Annotated in this window: 12 protein-coding genes and 1 pseudogene; 3 read left to right on the plus strand and 10 right to left on the minus strand. The window is 64.7% G+C overall.

Going from position 1 to position 13210, the window contains the following annotated elements:
- Positions 1–8: 8 nt before the first annotated feature.
- Positions 9–1451, plus strand: coding sequence for an aspartate ammonia-lyase (gene aspA / locus C3B78_RS09360; protein WP_104997827.1), 1443 nt, complete (start codon positions 9–11; stop codon positions 1449–1451).
- A gap of 167 nt (positions 1452–1618) precedes the next feature.
- Here aspA and C3B78_RS09365 read toward each other — a convergent pair whose 3' ends face one another.
- The 6 genes from C3B78_RS09365 to C3B78_RS09390 all read right to left on the minus strand — a co-directional run bounded on the left by C3B78_RS09365 (position 1619) and on the right by C3B78_RS09390 (position 7668).
- On the minus strand, positions 1619–3280 hold the full coding sequence (locus C3B78_RS09365; RefSeq protein WP_104997828.1) for an ATP-binding cassette domain-containing protein: 1662 nt from the start codon (positions 3278–3280) through the stop codon (positions 1619–1621).
- Entirely contained in the window at positions 3277–4107 is an 831-nt protein-coding gene (locus C3B78_RS09370) for an ABC transporter permease (protein WP_104997829.1), read from the minus strand. The genes C3B78_RS09365 and C3B78_RS09370 overlap by 4 nt, the downstream gene beginning before the upstream one ends.
- Positions 4100–5041 carry an ABC transporter permease gene (locus C3B78_RS09375; RefSeq protein WP_104997830.1) on the minus strand — a complete coding sequence of 314 codons (942 nt, stop codon included), beginning with the start codon at positions 5039–5041 and terminating at the stop codon, positions 4100–4102. The genes C3B78_RS09370 and C3B78_RS09375 overlap by 8 nt, the downstream gene beginning before the upstream one ends.
- Positions 5042–5066: 25 nt before the next feature.
- Positions 5067–6626 (minus strand): ABC transporter substrate-binding protein, encoded by a 1560-nt coding sequence (locus C3B78_RS09380; protein WP_104997831.1) that lies wholly within the window; start codon positions 6624–6626, stop codon positions 5067–5069.
- A gap of 411 nt (positions 6627–7037) precedes the next feature.
- Positions 7038–7337: a hypothetical protein gene (locus C3B78_RS09385; RefSeq protein ID WP_104997832.1), complete on the minus strand. Its 300-nt coding sequence runs from the start codon at positions 7335–7337 to the stop codon at positions 7038–7040.
- 22 nt (positions 7338–7359) lie between these two features.
- Positions 7360–7668, minus strand: coding sequence for an ArsR/SmtB family transcription factor (locus tag C3B78_RS09390; protein ID WP_104997833.1), 309 nt, complete (start codon positions 7666–7668; stop codon positions 7360–7362).
- 110 nt (positions 7669–7778) lie between these two features.
- Here C3B78_RS09390 and C3B78_RS09395 point away from each other — a divergent pair, with 110 nt between their 5' ends.
- Together C3B78_RS09395 and ykgO are read left to right on the plus strand one after the other, a co-directional pair.
- Positions 7779–8906, plus strand: a complete 1128-nt coding sequence (locus tag C3B78_RS09395) for a GTP-binding protein (protein WP_104997834.1) — start codon at positions 7779–7781, stop codon at positions 8904–8906.
- Positions 8903–9025 carry a type B 50S ribosomal protein L36 gene (ykgO, locus tag C3B78_RS09400; RefSeq protein ID WP_011693081.1) on the plus strand — a complete coding sequence of 41 codons (123 nt, stop codon included), beginning with the start codon at positions 8903–8905 and terminating at the stop codon, positions 9023–9025. The genes C3B78_RS09395 and ykgO overlap by 4 nt, the downstream gene beginning before the upstream one ends.
- 85 nt (positions 9026–9110) lie before the next feature.
- Here ykgO and C3B78_RS20045 read toward each other — a convergent pair.
- The 4 genes and pseudogenes from C3B78_RS20045 to C3B78_RS09420 form a co-directional block, all read right to left on the minus strand.
- A pseudogene (locus C3B78_RS20045) lies at positions 9111–9579 on the minus strand (hypothetical protein); the annotation flags it as partial.
- Between the two features lie 336 nt (positions 9580–9915).
- Positions 9916–11355, minus strand: coding sequence for an ABC transporter ATP-binding protein (locus C3B78_RS09410; protein WP_104997835.1), 1440 nt, complete (start codon positions 11353–11355; stop codon positions 9916–9918).
- Positions 11352–12224 carry an ABC transporter permease gene (locus C3B78_RS09415; protein WP_199775371.1) on the minus strand — a complete coding sequence of 291 codons (873 nt, stop codon included), beginning with the start codon at positions 12222–12224 and terminating at the stop codon, positions 11352–11354. Before C3B78_RS09415 ends, C3B78_RS09410 begins: the two co-directional genes overlap by 4 nt.
- Positions 12221–13210 (minus strand): ABC transporter permease, encoded by a 990-nt coding sequence (locus C3B78_RS09420; protein ID WP_104997836.1) that lies wholly within the window; start codon positions 13208–13210, stop codon positions 12221–12223. Before C3B78_RS09420 ends, C3B78_RS09415 begins: the two co-directional genes overlap by 4 nt.

Raw genomic sequence — 13210 nt, forward strand, 5'->3', positions numbered from 1 at the left:
TGAGAGCAATGGAAAACAACAGGTCAGAGACTGACTTCATGGGGACCCGAGTGATCCCTGCAGACGCCTATTGGGGGATCCATACCCTGCGGGCGGCGGAGAACTTCCCAATCACGGGGACCCCGATTTCGGCGTATCCAGCACTCGTGAAGGCGCTGGCCCAAGTCAAGCATGCAGCAGTGCTGGCGAACTTCGACCTCGGCCTGATCGACGGGGTGAAGAAGGATGCCATTGTCCGTGCCTGTGAGGACATCGAACAGGGCGGGTTACTGGAGCAGTTCGTGGTGGATGTGATTCAGGGCGGGGCCGGCACCTCGACGAATATGAATGCCAACGAGGTCATCGCCAACCGCGCGCTCGAACACCTGAACCTCGCCAAGGGCGAATACTCGATGATTCACCCCAACGGCGACGTGAACCTGGGACAATCAACCAATGACGTATATCCCACGGCGCTCAAGATCGCTTGCATTCTAGGTGCCCATGAACTGTTGACTGCAATGGCGCATCTCCGCCAAGCATTCGAACGCAAGGCGGTGGCGTTCGATGACGTTGTCAAGGTCGGCCGGACCCAGCTTCAGGATGCAGTCCCCATGACCTTGGGCCAGGAGTTCAGCACCTACGCGGTGATGGTTGACGAGGATGAACAGCGGATCCGGGAAGCCATGGTCCACTTGCATGAGATCAACCTTGGCGCGACTGCCATCGGGACAGGCATCAACACCCATCCTCACTATGCCGCCCAGGCACGCGGGCACCTGCGGCGAATTTCTGGCCTGCCACTCGTGACTGCAGGCAACCTGGTGGAAGCGACCCAGGATTGCGGCGCCTTCGTGCTGTTCTCAGGGACGCTGAAACGAGTCGCGGTGAAGTTGTCCAAGATCTGTAACGACCTACGGCTGCTGTCCTCCGGCCCCCGTGCCGGCTTCGCTGAAATCAACCTTCCCCCACGGCAGGCAGGATCCAGCATCATGCCCGGGAAGGTCAATCCCGTGATTCCCGAAGTAGTCAATCAGATTGCCTTCGAAGTCATCGGCAACGATCTGACCGTGACCCTGGCGGCCGAGGCCGGTCAACTGCAGCTGAACGCCTTCGAACCGATTATCGCCCGTTCCCTGTTCGCCAGCCTGGCCCATCTCACGGCAGCGTGCACGACGCTGGCCGATCATTGTATTGGTGGCATCACTGCCAACAAGGAGTTCCTGCGGTCCCAGGTTGAAGCGAGTATCGGAGTCGTGACCATCCTCAACCCGCTCATAGGCTATGAAACGGCGACGTCGATCGCCAGGCAGGCGCTTGCAACCGGCCGCAGCGTCACCTCCCTCGTTCTCGAACGGGGGCTGCTGACCGACTTCGAACTCGACGAGATTCTGCGACCGGAGCACATGGCAAACCCGCAAGGCCATGACGGTGAGCTGGATTCCATCAGCTCAACCATCGGTTTTGACTGAGGAACAAGCTGCGCATGCTCGCCAATCCGGTCGTTGTAGGTGTTTGCAGCGTGCCCAAGGCCAGTGATGGATCCACCAGCATGTCAATCTCCGATTCCCACAGCGGGTCACGGCGAACAATGTCTTGAACCAGGGAGCTCCGGCAGCCGTCGCAGCGAAAATGCCAATCAGTTTCTTGGCATCGGTGCTGGAGACCGGCCGCTCGTAGGTTGCGCCAGGTCTCCAGTGTCCAGCACAGTCCACAGTCCTTTTGCCCGGCAGGGGATCGAGGCCTCAACCAGTGCCCGGCTGTGTTGGTGCCGTGGCGCCGCGAAGAAGTCCTTGGTTTCCGCCACCTCGATCACGCGTCCCTCCAGCAGGACGGCCACACGGTCGCACATGTACCGCACTACATCCATATCGTGCGAGATGACGATCAGGGACAGGTTGCGTTCACGCTGCAGCCGCAGCAGGAGATTCAGGATGGTGCGCTGGGTGAGGGCGTCCAGTGCCGAGGTGGCTTCGTCGCAGATCAGGACCTGCGGTTCCAGCAGCAGGGCGCGGGCGATGGTGGCACGCTGCAGCTGGCCCCCGGAGCACTGGCCGGGGCGCTTGTCCAGCAACGCTGCATCCAGCTCAACCTCATGCATGGCGCCCACTATGTGCTCGTCCCGCTGGCGTTGTGTCAGCCCGCGGTCCGGCCGGAGCGGAGCGTGCAGACTGGCCCGGAGCGTCATCCGCGGGTCAAAGGCGCCGTGCGGTTCCTGGAACACCAGCTGCACGGCCGTCGGCTGGTGGGCTCCAGCGCCGTCCAGCTGCCGGGTAATAGTGCCCGTACTGGCCGTTTCCAGGCCCACGATGGCCTTGGCCAGCGTGCTCTTGCCCGAGCCAGATTGGCCCAGTATTCCAAGGATTTCCCCTCGCTTGAGGGTCAGCGAGACATCCTGCAACGCCGCATGGCCCAGTTTCCGCCGAGCTCCGAAGTGCTTGCCCACACCGTCCAGCACCAGGACTTCGCGCTCCTTGGAGGGCGGACGGCGGCTGGACTCCGGCGCAAGGCGTGCGGCTGCCAGCAGCTCCCGGGCGTACTCCGTTTTCGGCAGGGTGAGCAGCTCGTGGGCAGGACCTGCCTCCACGATACGGCCGGCATTCATGACCAGGACCCGGGTGGCATACGCGGCAACGGAGGCGAGGTTATGGGTGATGTACAGGATGCCCAGCCCGCGTTCCCGGCGTTCACGGTCCAGCAGCTGCAGCACCTGGCGTTCCAGGACCTTATCCAGGGCCGAGGTGGGCTCGTCGGCCAGCAGCATCTCCGGCTGCCCGGCCAGCGCCAGGGCCGTCATGGCGCGCTGTGCCATGCCGCCGGAGAGCTGGTGAGGATAAGCCCTGATCCCCTTGGCAGGATCGGCAAAGCCCACTTCCTTGAGCAGGTTCAGCGCTTTAATGCCCGCCTTTGAGCCCCGAAGGCCGGCATGGAGGCGCAGCGGCTCCTTGAGGTGCTGCCCTATGGTCCGGTTCGGGTTGAACATGCGCTGGGGCTGCTGGAACAGCATCCCCAGCCGGCCGCCGCGCACGGAGTTGAGTTCCTGTTCGGACGCGCGGGTCAGGTCCAGGTCCCCGAGACGGATGGAACCGCCGGTGATCTCCAGCTGTGGAGGCAACAGCCGCAGGCAGGACATTGCGGTCAGGGTCTTGCCGGAGCCCGAACTGCCCACCAGCGCCACGAACTCACCCCGATCCACGGACAGTGAGACGCCGGACAGCAGGGGCCTGCCGTGCGTCCCGCTGTCGGCCTTATGGCCCACCTTCAGGCCGTCCAGGACCAGGCCTGTGGCCACAGCGGTCATTTTTCCGCCGCCTGCGGCATGAGCAGCGGTGCCGCGGCCATGTGGGCTGCCCGCTGGCCGATCAGGGTCACGCAGAGGGCTACGGTGAAGATGACCAGGCCGGGGGCGAGGATACCCATCGGGGCGCGGTCCGCGAAGGGCTGGGCGGCAGCCAGCATGGAGCCCCAGTCCGACTGCGGAGGCTGGACGCCCAGGCCGAGGTAGGAGAGGGCACCCACGCTGATGAGCAGGTGCCCGAACCGCAGCGTCGCCTGTCCGAGGATGGGAGCGGCGAGGTGGGGCAGGACGTGCCGGAAGACAACAAACGACGGCGTGCAGCCCACCACGCGGGCAGCGTCCACAAAACCCCGGGCTGATACGTCGTACGCCAGCGTGCGGGCAAGCCGGGCAAAGGGCGTCCAGCCGGTGACCACGAGCGCGAGCAGCAACGGGCCGAAGCCGGTGCCCAGCGCCGCCACTATGAACAGTGCCACCACCATTTCCGGCAGCGCCAGCAGGACGTCATTGGTGCGGGTCAGGAATTCGTCCACCCATCCGCGCCGCCTGGCACTGAGGATGCCGATGGCCACACCGAGAAGGCACGTCAGCAGGGTGGCCAGCGCGGCCACGGACATGGAGAACTGGCCGCCTTCGAGGATCCGGCTGAGGGTGTCCCGGCCCAGGTTGTCTGTTCCCAGCCAATGTTCGGCGGAGGGCGGTGCCAGGCGTTCGGCCAGGTTCTGCTCCGCGGGCGGGTGCGGCGAGATCCAGGGCGCCAGAAGCAGCGCCAGGACAATCAGGGCAAGGACAACCGCGGCCAGGGCGGTCACTGTGAAGCGGTTACGCAAGGTTTCCTCCCATTGTCCTGCTGAGGAAACGGTGGACGAAGTCCGCCAGGGTGGTCACGCCGACGGCGAGTGCCACCACAACCACCACTCCGCCCTGCGCGAGCGGGATGTCGCTGTTGACGACGGCATCGAAGAGGAGCCTGCCCATGCCGGGGACGGCGAAGATCACCTCCACAATGACGGATCCGCCCAGCAGGCCCGCGAACCACACGGCGAACAGGGTGGACAGCGGCACCAGGCCGTTCGGCACCACGTGCCGGAGGATGGCCTGGCCCTGGCTCAGCCCCCTCGCCCGGGCCGCCGGCACGTGCTCCGCAGCCGCGGCGTCAATGATCCCGGCCCGGACGGCCGAGGTGAAGAAGCTGATGGGCCGCAGGGCCAGGGTCAGGGCCGGCAGGACGGCGGAGGAGAGATCGTTCCAGCCCGCCGTGGGCAGTACGGAAAGCTTCAGTGCGAAGACCAGCACCAGCACGGGAGCCACCCAGTATTCCGGCATGGCAATCAGGGCCTGGGTCACGGCGGTGATGGCCTTGTCGGCGGTGCTTCCGGGCCGGAGTCCGGAAATGATTCCCAGGGGGAGCGACACCGCGGCCGCCAGGACCAGCGCCATGGCGACCAGGCTGAGCGTGACGGACAGCGCGGGGAGCACCTGCTCAGCGACAGGCGTGCGGCTGACGAAGGACAGGCCCATGTCTCCGCTGAAGAAGTCCGTGAGCCACCGGAAGTACTGGACGCCCAGGGGATCGTTCAGGCCGAGGCTTTCGCTGAGGCCCTGCACCGCGGACTCGTCGACGGCGTCCCCCGCCACCCGTGACCGGATGATCTTCCGCACCGGGTCACCCGGGGTGAAGTACGGGATCAGGAAGATCGCAAAAGAGGACACAACAACGGCGGCCACCAGGGTGGTCGTCCGTTTGATGATGAACTGCAGCATTTGCGGCGGGTTTCTGGGAGCTGGACTAGGACGCGGCCTTGCCCGTCTTCGCGGTCAGGACGTAGCGGGACAGCGGGTCCTGGACGTAGGAGAGGACGTTGGTGCGGATCGCGTCGGTTGCCTGTTCGTTCACGAGCCAGGCGTTGACCGCCTTGTCCTGCAGGATCTGGCCGGCCTCGGCATACAGCTTGTAGCGCTTGTTCGTGTCAACCGTTGTGGCGGCGTCGGCGATGATCCGGTCGTACTCCGGGTCGCAGAAGTGGCTGAGGTTGTAGGTGCCTTTGCAGGTGTAGTCGGCAGTGAGGAACCCGATTGGGTCGGCGATGTCGATCAGCCGGTTCCGCTGGCTAAGCAGCATGTCGTAGTTCCCGGCCAGGACGTCCGGTTCCGCCGACGCGTATTCCTTGGACTGGATGGTGACGGGGATGCCGATCTTCTTGAGGTTTTCCTGCACGACGGCGGCAACGTCGGCGAATTCGGCGCGCTCCACGATGGCGATGATTTCCAAGGGGCGGTCAGCAGTGTAGCCGGCGCTGGCGAGCAGCCTGCGGGCTTCCTCAAGGTTCTGCTGCTGCTTTTCGTGCTTTTCACCCGCCCAGGGCTCGGAGGGCGCGAACGGTCCGGTGGCGGGCAGGGCGGCGCCTTCGTAGACGCTGGCAGCGAGGGCGTCGAGGTCAAGGGCTTCCCGGACCGCCTTGCGGACATCAACGTTGTCGAGCGGCGCGCGGCTGTTGTTCATGTAGAGCGTGGCAGTGCGGGGGGAATCGGCACCCAGCACGGTAACGCCGTCGTCCGCCTTCAAAGCCGCGAGGCTGGCGACGGGGATGGACAGGGAGATGTCTGCTTCGCCGGTCTGCACCTGTGCGGCGCGGGTGGCGCCGTTCGTGATGAAGCGGATCTCGGCGCCGGCGAGCTGCACGTAGCCGCCCCAGTAGTCCTCGTTGCGGTCCAGGGTGAGGGACTGCTTTGCCTTCTCCGAGACGGGAGTGAACGGCCCGGTGCAGTGGCCGAACGGGTCCAGGCCCTCAGGCTTATAAGCTGCGGGCGCCAGGATGCCGGTGTTGACGCTGGCCAGCCGGTACGGAACCAGCGGGTTCTCTGTCGGTGTGCTGACCCGGACGGTCTGCGCGTCCACGGCGGTGACACTGCTGATCATGGTGCGGTTGAAGGCCCGGGCGGGGACCTTTGCGTCCAGGACGTGGTTGAGCGCCGCCACCACGGACTCGGCCGTAAGGGCGGTGCCGTCCTGGAATTTGACGCCCTGCCGAAGGCTGAAGTCCCACTCCAGCGGGGAGGCCTGCTTCCACTCAGCGGCCAGGAAGGGCACAACCTTGCCCTCGGCCTGGTCGTACCTGGTGAGGGTTTCGAGGCAGCCGGAGAGGGAAAGGATGTACGCGGCGTCGGATTCGACGGCCCAGTTGGCCACGGGCGCCCGGAAGTTGTCGACGACGATCCGCTGGCTGGAATCGGACGGGGCCGCGGGCTGGGAGGCCTGGGTTTGGGTGCCGCTGAAACCGCACCCGGTAAGGTACAGTGCAGCAGCCGCAACAGCCGCGAGGACGCGGGCACGGAGGAACGAACGCACAAAAACCGCCTTGCAGGACTGCCTTTGGGGCAGGAACGAAAGAATGGGACTACTTAGGGTAGCCTTCCCTTCCCGTAAAGCAGCAATTTGATGACAAGCGTGCTCAGCAAGGAGAAAAGGAGAATGGCGTGCCTCCTTCTGCGCGCCTCATCCTGGGGGGCGCCGGACTGGAACGGCCCGGCAATGCAGTTTGCCCACCAACTCCAGGAGGGTCTTCGATCACTGTTCTGTTGTGGTCGGCAGAGGCCACCATGCCGAAACAAGGGAAGTCATCCAGCCGGCGGATGGTGATGCCGCACAGGCAAAAGGGGCATGGCAAGAGCAAGACGGGTGCGGGGTTTCATGACACTGATTCCCATCTTAATGGGAATCAGTGTCAATTTTGCTGGGAGTGTGAACTAACGAGAGGCCTCAGTGTTCGTCATAGTGGTCGCCGTGTTCGGCGTGGCGGTGGCCGTCGTGGACGTAGTCCGTATGGTCCCCGTGCTGGACTGTTTCGTGCGTGCAGTCATCGCCGCCGTGGCGGTGGTCCTGGAGGGTGTGTTCGGCGGGATCGTCGTGTTCGTCATAGTGGTCGTCGTGGGCCGCGTGGCGGTGGCCGTCGTGAAGATAGTCCACATGGTCCCCGTGCTGCACTGTTTGGTGGGTGCAGTCGCTTCCGCCGTGCGTATGCTCGGTGAGGGTGTGTTCTGCTTTGACTTCCTCGGTCATGATGACTCCTTTGAAGCGGCAGTCAGTCGCTCTGGCTGCCGTGGTGTGGTTCCCGGCTGTGGGCGATGGTGTCACGAATGACGTGGGCCACATGGTCATCGGCCAGGGCATAGAGGGCTTCTCTGCCTGTCCTCGTGACGGTGACGAGATTGTTTCCCCGCAGCGTTTTCAGGTGCTGGGAAACCAGCGGCTGGGAAAGGCGCGTCGCCTCCACCAGGGTGCTGACCGATGACGGCCGGTTCGAGAGGAGACAGAGAATGCGCAGGCGAGAGGGCGTGGAAAGCGCCTTGAACAACTCCGCTGTCCGGATCAGCGTCTGCTCATCAGTCATCATCAATACATAAATATACGTTGATACGACGCGGGGATAAAGGCCTCCGCCCCCTCGCTACCGTGGCCTCAATTTGCAAATGAGAACCATTCGCAGATAGTCTTCCGGGCATGTCTGTGACCCTTGTCAGTTCCCTGGATGTCTTCAGCCGCCAAGCGGCGTGCGCCGCATTGGCTGCCGAGTCCCCGGGTGCTCTTGTCGTTTTTCATGACCTGCTCGAGGACGGGCTGGTGGTCCGACGCGTTTTTCAGGAGGGACGGCGGGTTGAGCACGGGGAAGCGACGCTGGAACACCCTTGCCTGAGCTGCACGGTCCGCCTCGACGTTGTACCCGCGGTGCGGCGGCTGCTGCCATCCGGTTCCCGCATTATTGTGGCGCTGCCTCCGGCAGCGGCATCGGAGACGGCTGTGCATGCCCTGCTGCGGGGCTTGGGGGACGGGGTGACGATCGATTCAGTTGTGTTCGCTTGCGCGCCGGACGCGGTCGAGGACCAGATCTGGGACCACCACACCCTGTTCGAGTCCGGCTTCACGCCGGTACCGGCAGATGATCGGACGGCCGGTGAATTCCTGATACGGGAATTGTGCTTCGCTGACACGGTCCTGCTGGCGGACCCCGTGCTGGTGCCGGTGGATCCGGCTGCACGTTTTCGAGGGGCCCAGCTAATCCGTGAATTGGCTCCGCATGCGGTGCTCACCGACAGCGTGGGCGATGTCCGCACCGGCAGTCACGGTCTGGCCGACGCTACGGCACGGACCGTGCCCGGTGTGGTGTGGACAGCAGGGGAATCCTCGGGGCCGTTCACCACCGTTGTCCAGCGGATTGAACGTCCCCTGCACCCGGAGCGGTTCCGCCATGCCCTGGCGACCCTGGCCCAGGCCTGCTGCTGGCTCCGCGGAAGGCTGTGGGTGGCATCAGCGCCAGGCTGCAGGATCACCGTGCAGGGCATCGGTCCCCGGGTCTGGCTGGAAAACACAGGTCCCTGGCAGGCCGAACGGAAATCGCTGCCCTTTGTCTCCCAATTGACCGGTCAGGACATGGGCGAATGGCACCCTGAGTACGGAGACCGCGGCACGGTCCTGGCCTTCACCGGCGATGACATCGATGCCGCCGAGATCGCCGAGCTGCTTGGTGCCTGCGAACTGTCCGAGGCGGAGATGGTGGCCGCCGCTGACTCATTTCCCGACCCTTTTCACCTCAACGAAACAACCGACACCTCACAAAGGAGCAACTCATGAAAGTACGGAACTCGCTGCGGGCCCTGAAGAAAATACCGGGCGCACAGATCGTCCGCCGCCGCGGGCGGACCTTCGTCATCAACAAGAAAAACCCCCGAATGAAAGCCCGCCAGGGCTAATCCTGGCGCGTGCTCACGAAGGGCAGAGGCTGCTGACAGAGTGTGGCCCTGTACCTGGTGCCTGTTCCGGCACTGAGGCAGCGCCTTACATCCCCGCAGGCCTTAGTCGCCGGCAGCCATGGGCGTTGCCGTCATGGTCAGCACGAATGCTGCTGACCGGCGCGGTTGGTCCGGGCCGGGGACTGCCCTTCGACGCCGCCGGCCGGAGTGCTGCAGCTTCTTCCCTGCCACTTGCCTGGGGGAGGGGCTCACACGCCACCAGGGCGGGCGGGCAGCAGCTTTCGCCTTTCCATGCGTCCCGGCCCTCCTTGGGTGCTGCCGCGGCAATGATGAGCGCAGCCACCGGACCAGCCCAGCGTGCTGTTCAGGACCAGCCCGAGCAGCAGGACCCCTGATAGGTAGGTGCACAACGGGGTCTGGCGCGAATCGGCAACAGCTGACCGGCAGCCCAGCTCCCGGCCCGCCCGGCGCTGCGCCAGCGACAGGAACGGTATCACCGCCAGGCTCGCGGCCGCAAGGACAATGCCCACAGCAGAGTGCTCCGCTTCGGCGGCAATACATCAAGCACTGTATTCAAAAAGCGCTGTATCGTTTGGTGCGGGGCCACCGCCTGTTAAGAATGAGGAGTCAGCACCTTGCCTAAGAGCAAAGTCCGCAAGAAAGCCAAAGTGAAGATCAGCCTGGAACGCCAGGGGTCTTCTGCAAAGACCAGCTCCTGCGCGGACAGCTGCTGCCCGCCCCCGCCCAAGGCCTAGGAAGGACGCGCTCCTGCGCCTCACAGTAGCGCGTCCAACCGGAATCGCCTACGGTACGCTGTCCGTTTTTCTGCTGCTTCAGAATCTTCCCGGTAGGCAGGATGCAGGCGTTGACCTGCGGTGTGCTTTTTAGGCTTAGGCGAAGGCTTTGAGCCTTTCGGCGTCTTTTTTATTTGTGCCCAGCGGAATGCTGCGGTGGGTCACAGCCCTGGCGAGGCCGCTGTCGTGAGTGACGAGGACCAGCGCGCAGTCCTGGCGTTCCACTTGTTCCATGAGGCAGGTCATGGTTTCACACTGGGTGATGAGGTCAAGGCGTGAGGTGGGTTCGTCGGCGAAGACCAGGGCCGGTTCCAAAAGCATTGCGCGGATAATGGCCAGGCGTTGGAGTTCCCCGCCGGAGACCTGCCCGGGTGCGCGGGTCAGCAGCGCCGGTGCAAGGCGCAATGAGGCCATGAGTTCTTCCAGGCGTTCCGGGTCCAGGCGGTGGCGTCGGATCAGGTCGCCAAAGGAATTTTTGAGGGACACCCTGGCTGGGAAGGCCAGGGCGGGGTCCTGGTATAGCTTTTGCAGCCGGCCGCCTTGCAGTACGTCGGAGTGCTGGATCTTTCCGGCATCCGGGGGCAGCAGGCGTAGCAGCACGTTGCCCAACGTTGTTTTGCCGCTGCCGCTCGGTCCGCTCAGCGATACTCTTTCCCGTGCGTGGACGCTCACGTCCAGTCCGGAGAAGAGCTGCTGTTTTCCGAAGGCTTTTGACAGCCCATCGCCGCGGATAAGAGCCGGACTTGTTGATCCCTCGGGTGCTGGTGCTGCGACCCAGGAGTGGCGCCAGTTGGAGGGTTCAGCCGCGAGCAGCCGCCGGGTGTAGGGGTGGGAAGGATCATTGAGGACTTCCCGGGCCGGTCCCTGTTCTATGACGAGGGCGTTCTGCATGACCAGGACATCCCCGCCAAGTTTGCGGGCGAGTTCCAGATCGTGGGTAATGGTCAGCAGGATCCCGCCGCCGCTGACGTGCCGCTGTAGCAGCGCCGCCAGCTCATTCCGCGCACCCTCGTCCAGCCCTTTGGAGGGCTCATCCGCTATCAGGAGTTGAGCCCCGCCGATGGTGGCGGCAGCGAAGGCCACCCGCTGGGCCATCCCGCCGGAGAGTGTGTGCGGGAAGGCGCTGGCCGCTCGGGCCAGGCCCAAAGCGCCCAGCAGTTTTCCGGCGGCGGCGCGGCCGCTTCTTTTATCTGTCCTGAAACCGGTGGCCGCTTCGGCGACCTGTTCTCCGGCCCGCATTGTCGGGTCAAGTGCGAGCATGGGTTCCTGTGGCAGCAGGGACATGACCGGGCCCCAGAGCCTGCGCCTGTTCCTGGGGTCGGCCAGGTCGTAGGTGTGGCCGTCCAGGGTGAGGTTTCCCCGTGCTGCGAGGTTTGGCGGGAGCGTACCCATGATCGCGTGGGCGAGCAGCGATTTACCCGAGCCGCTCTCACCCACGATTGTGACGGGGTGCCCCGGCACAAAGTCCAGGTCGGCGGCTTCCACCAGCGTCGTTTGGCCGTGGGTTACCACGAGGTTTTTCAGGCGAAGTGTCACGGGCGGGACTCCTTGTTTCGCAGGCCCAGGAGCCCGGTGAGGATGGTGACGAGGACCAGGACGGGTGCGAGGGACATCCAGGGCGCCTCATGGTAGTAGGGGAAGGCTTCGGTGACCATCTGCCCCAGTTCCGGTGTGGGTGGCCGGACGCCGACACCAACAAAGCCGAGGGTGGACAGGGCCAGGATTGAGGAGCCGAGCCCGAATGTTGCCATGGTGGCCAGCAGGGGCCGCAGTTCGGGCCAGAGGTGCCGGCGCACGATGTGCACGGATCCGAGTTTGAGTAGCCCGGCTGCCTCGACGGCAGGACCGGCAAGTAACAGTCCGCTGCGCGAGCGGATCATCCGGAAGTATTCCACCCATTGGGCAAGGGCGAGCCCAACATACAGTGACCACAGTTCACCGTTGGCAAGCGCTGAGAAGATCAGGACCACCAGGAGCGCCGGAAGTGCGATGAAAGCTTCGGAGAGCCCGTGGAGGATAGTGTCTGTCCATCCTCCCCGCCAAGCGGCGGTGATGCCCGCGAGTGTTCCGAGCAGCAGCGCGGTTCCGACGCACAGCAGGGCCATCAGCAGGGACAGCTGGGTGGCGTGGGCCAGTCGGGCGATGACGCTGCGGCCCAGGTGGTCCCTGCCCAGGGGTTCTTGGAGGCTGGGAGCCTCCAAGAACCGGGACAGGTCCTGGGCTGCGTGATCGGGCCAGGCCAACGGGCCGGCCAGTGCAAAGAGCACCAGCGCGGCCAGCAGCACCGCCGAGGCGCGCTGTGCCCAGGTCAGGGACGGAAACCAGCCCCTCGGAGCAGGTGTCAGCACCTCTTGCCGCTCCTGATTCCTGTCCGTGCTGAACTGGTTGGCGATGGGGGCTGTCACAGGACCACCTCCCGGCGGCGGGGACGGGGGTCGATGGCGGCAGAGCCCAGGTCAACGGCCGTGTTCAGTACAACGACGAGGAGGGCCAACGCCACGGCGGTGGCCTGGATCATGGGAATGTCCCGCCAAAAAATGGCGTGCACGAGCGCGTGTCCCAGGCCCGGCCAGGCAAAGAGGCTTTCAACAATGACGACCCCTTCGATGAGGATCAGCACCTGGACACCGACGTAGGCGATCAGAGTCACTCCCGTATTGCGCAGGATGTGCCGGAAGAAGACCACACGTCCGCTGAGGCCTTTGGTCTGGGCGAAGTGGACGTATCCGGATTCTCTTACCTGAACGACGGTGTCGCGGGTGACCCGGGCAAAGAGCCCGGAAAGCCCCACCGCAAGGGTCACAGCCGGAAGCACGATGTTGGTCGCTTCGCCGTGGCCCGCAGCCGGCAGCACCCCGAGGTGGACGGAGAAGAGCAGGATCAGGACCAGCCCGAGGAGGAACGGGGGCAGTGCGCGTGCGCCGGTGACCCAGAGGTTGGTGATCCGGTCCAAGGCTCCGCCGGGTCTGCCGGCGGCCAGGGCTCCGGCAGTTGCGCCTGTCACGAAGGCGATGGCCAGGGCCACTACGGCGAGCTGGATGCTGCTGGAAAGATAGAACGCCAGCTCGCCCGCGACATCTCCTCCCGTTACCAGGGAGGTGCCGAGGTTGAAGGTGAATAGGTCTGTCAGCCAGTCGAAGAGCTGCTGCCAGAGTGGCCGGTCCAGTCCCAGTTCAGCGCGGACGCTGTCCGCCGAGACTGCGGTGACCTGGTCGTAACCGTAGCGGCCAGCGGCGATGCGGAAAGCGATGTCTCCAGGCAGGTTCTGCACAATGACGAAGCACGCGGTGGAGACCATCAGTACAACGGCGACCGCTTGTACTGTGCGCCGGCGAAGGATGCGGGCGGCAGGGCCGGAAGGAATACGCAGCCCCGCGGTGGGTGGTTCCAT

It is taken from the genome of Arthrobacter sp. PGP41, assembly GCF_002953935.1.
Classification (GTDB): domain Bacteria; phylum Actinomycetota; class Actinomycetes; order Actinomycetales; family Micrococcaceae; genus Arthrobacter.

Coding starts and splice junctions, on each gene's coding strand:
- aspA (WP_104997827.1), top strand. CDS start 9: ATGGAAAACAACAGGTCAGAGACTGACTTCATGGGGACCCGAGTGATC.
- C3B78_RS09365 (WP_104997828.1), bottom strand. CDS start 3,280: ATGACCGCTGTGGCCACAGGCCTGGTCCTGGACGGCCTGAAGGTGGGC.
- C3B78_RS09375 (WP_104997830.1), bottom strand. CDS start 5,041: ATGCTGCAGTTCATCATCAAACGGACGACCACCCTGGTGGCCGCCGTT.
- C3B78_RS09385 (WP_104997832.1), bottom strand. CDS start 7,337: ATGACCGAGGAAGTCAAAGCAGAACACACCCTCACCGAGCATACGCAC.
- C3B78_RS09390 (WP_104997833.1), bottom strand. CDS start 7,668: ATGACTGATGAGCAGACGCTGATCCGGACAGCGGAGTTGTTCAAGGCG.
- C3B78_RS09395 (WP_104997834.1), top strand. CDS start 7,779: ATGTCTGTGACCCTTGTCAGTTCCCTGGATGTCTTCAGCCGCCAAGCG.
- ykgO (WP_011693081.1), top strand. CDS start 8,903: ATGAAAGTACGGAACTCGCTGCGGGCCCTGAAGAAAATACCGGGCGCA.
- C3B78_RS09420 (WP_104997836.1), bottom strand. CDS start 13,210: ATGGAACCACCCACCGCGGGGCTGCGTATTCCTTCCGGCCCTGCCGCC.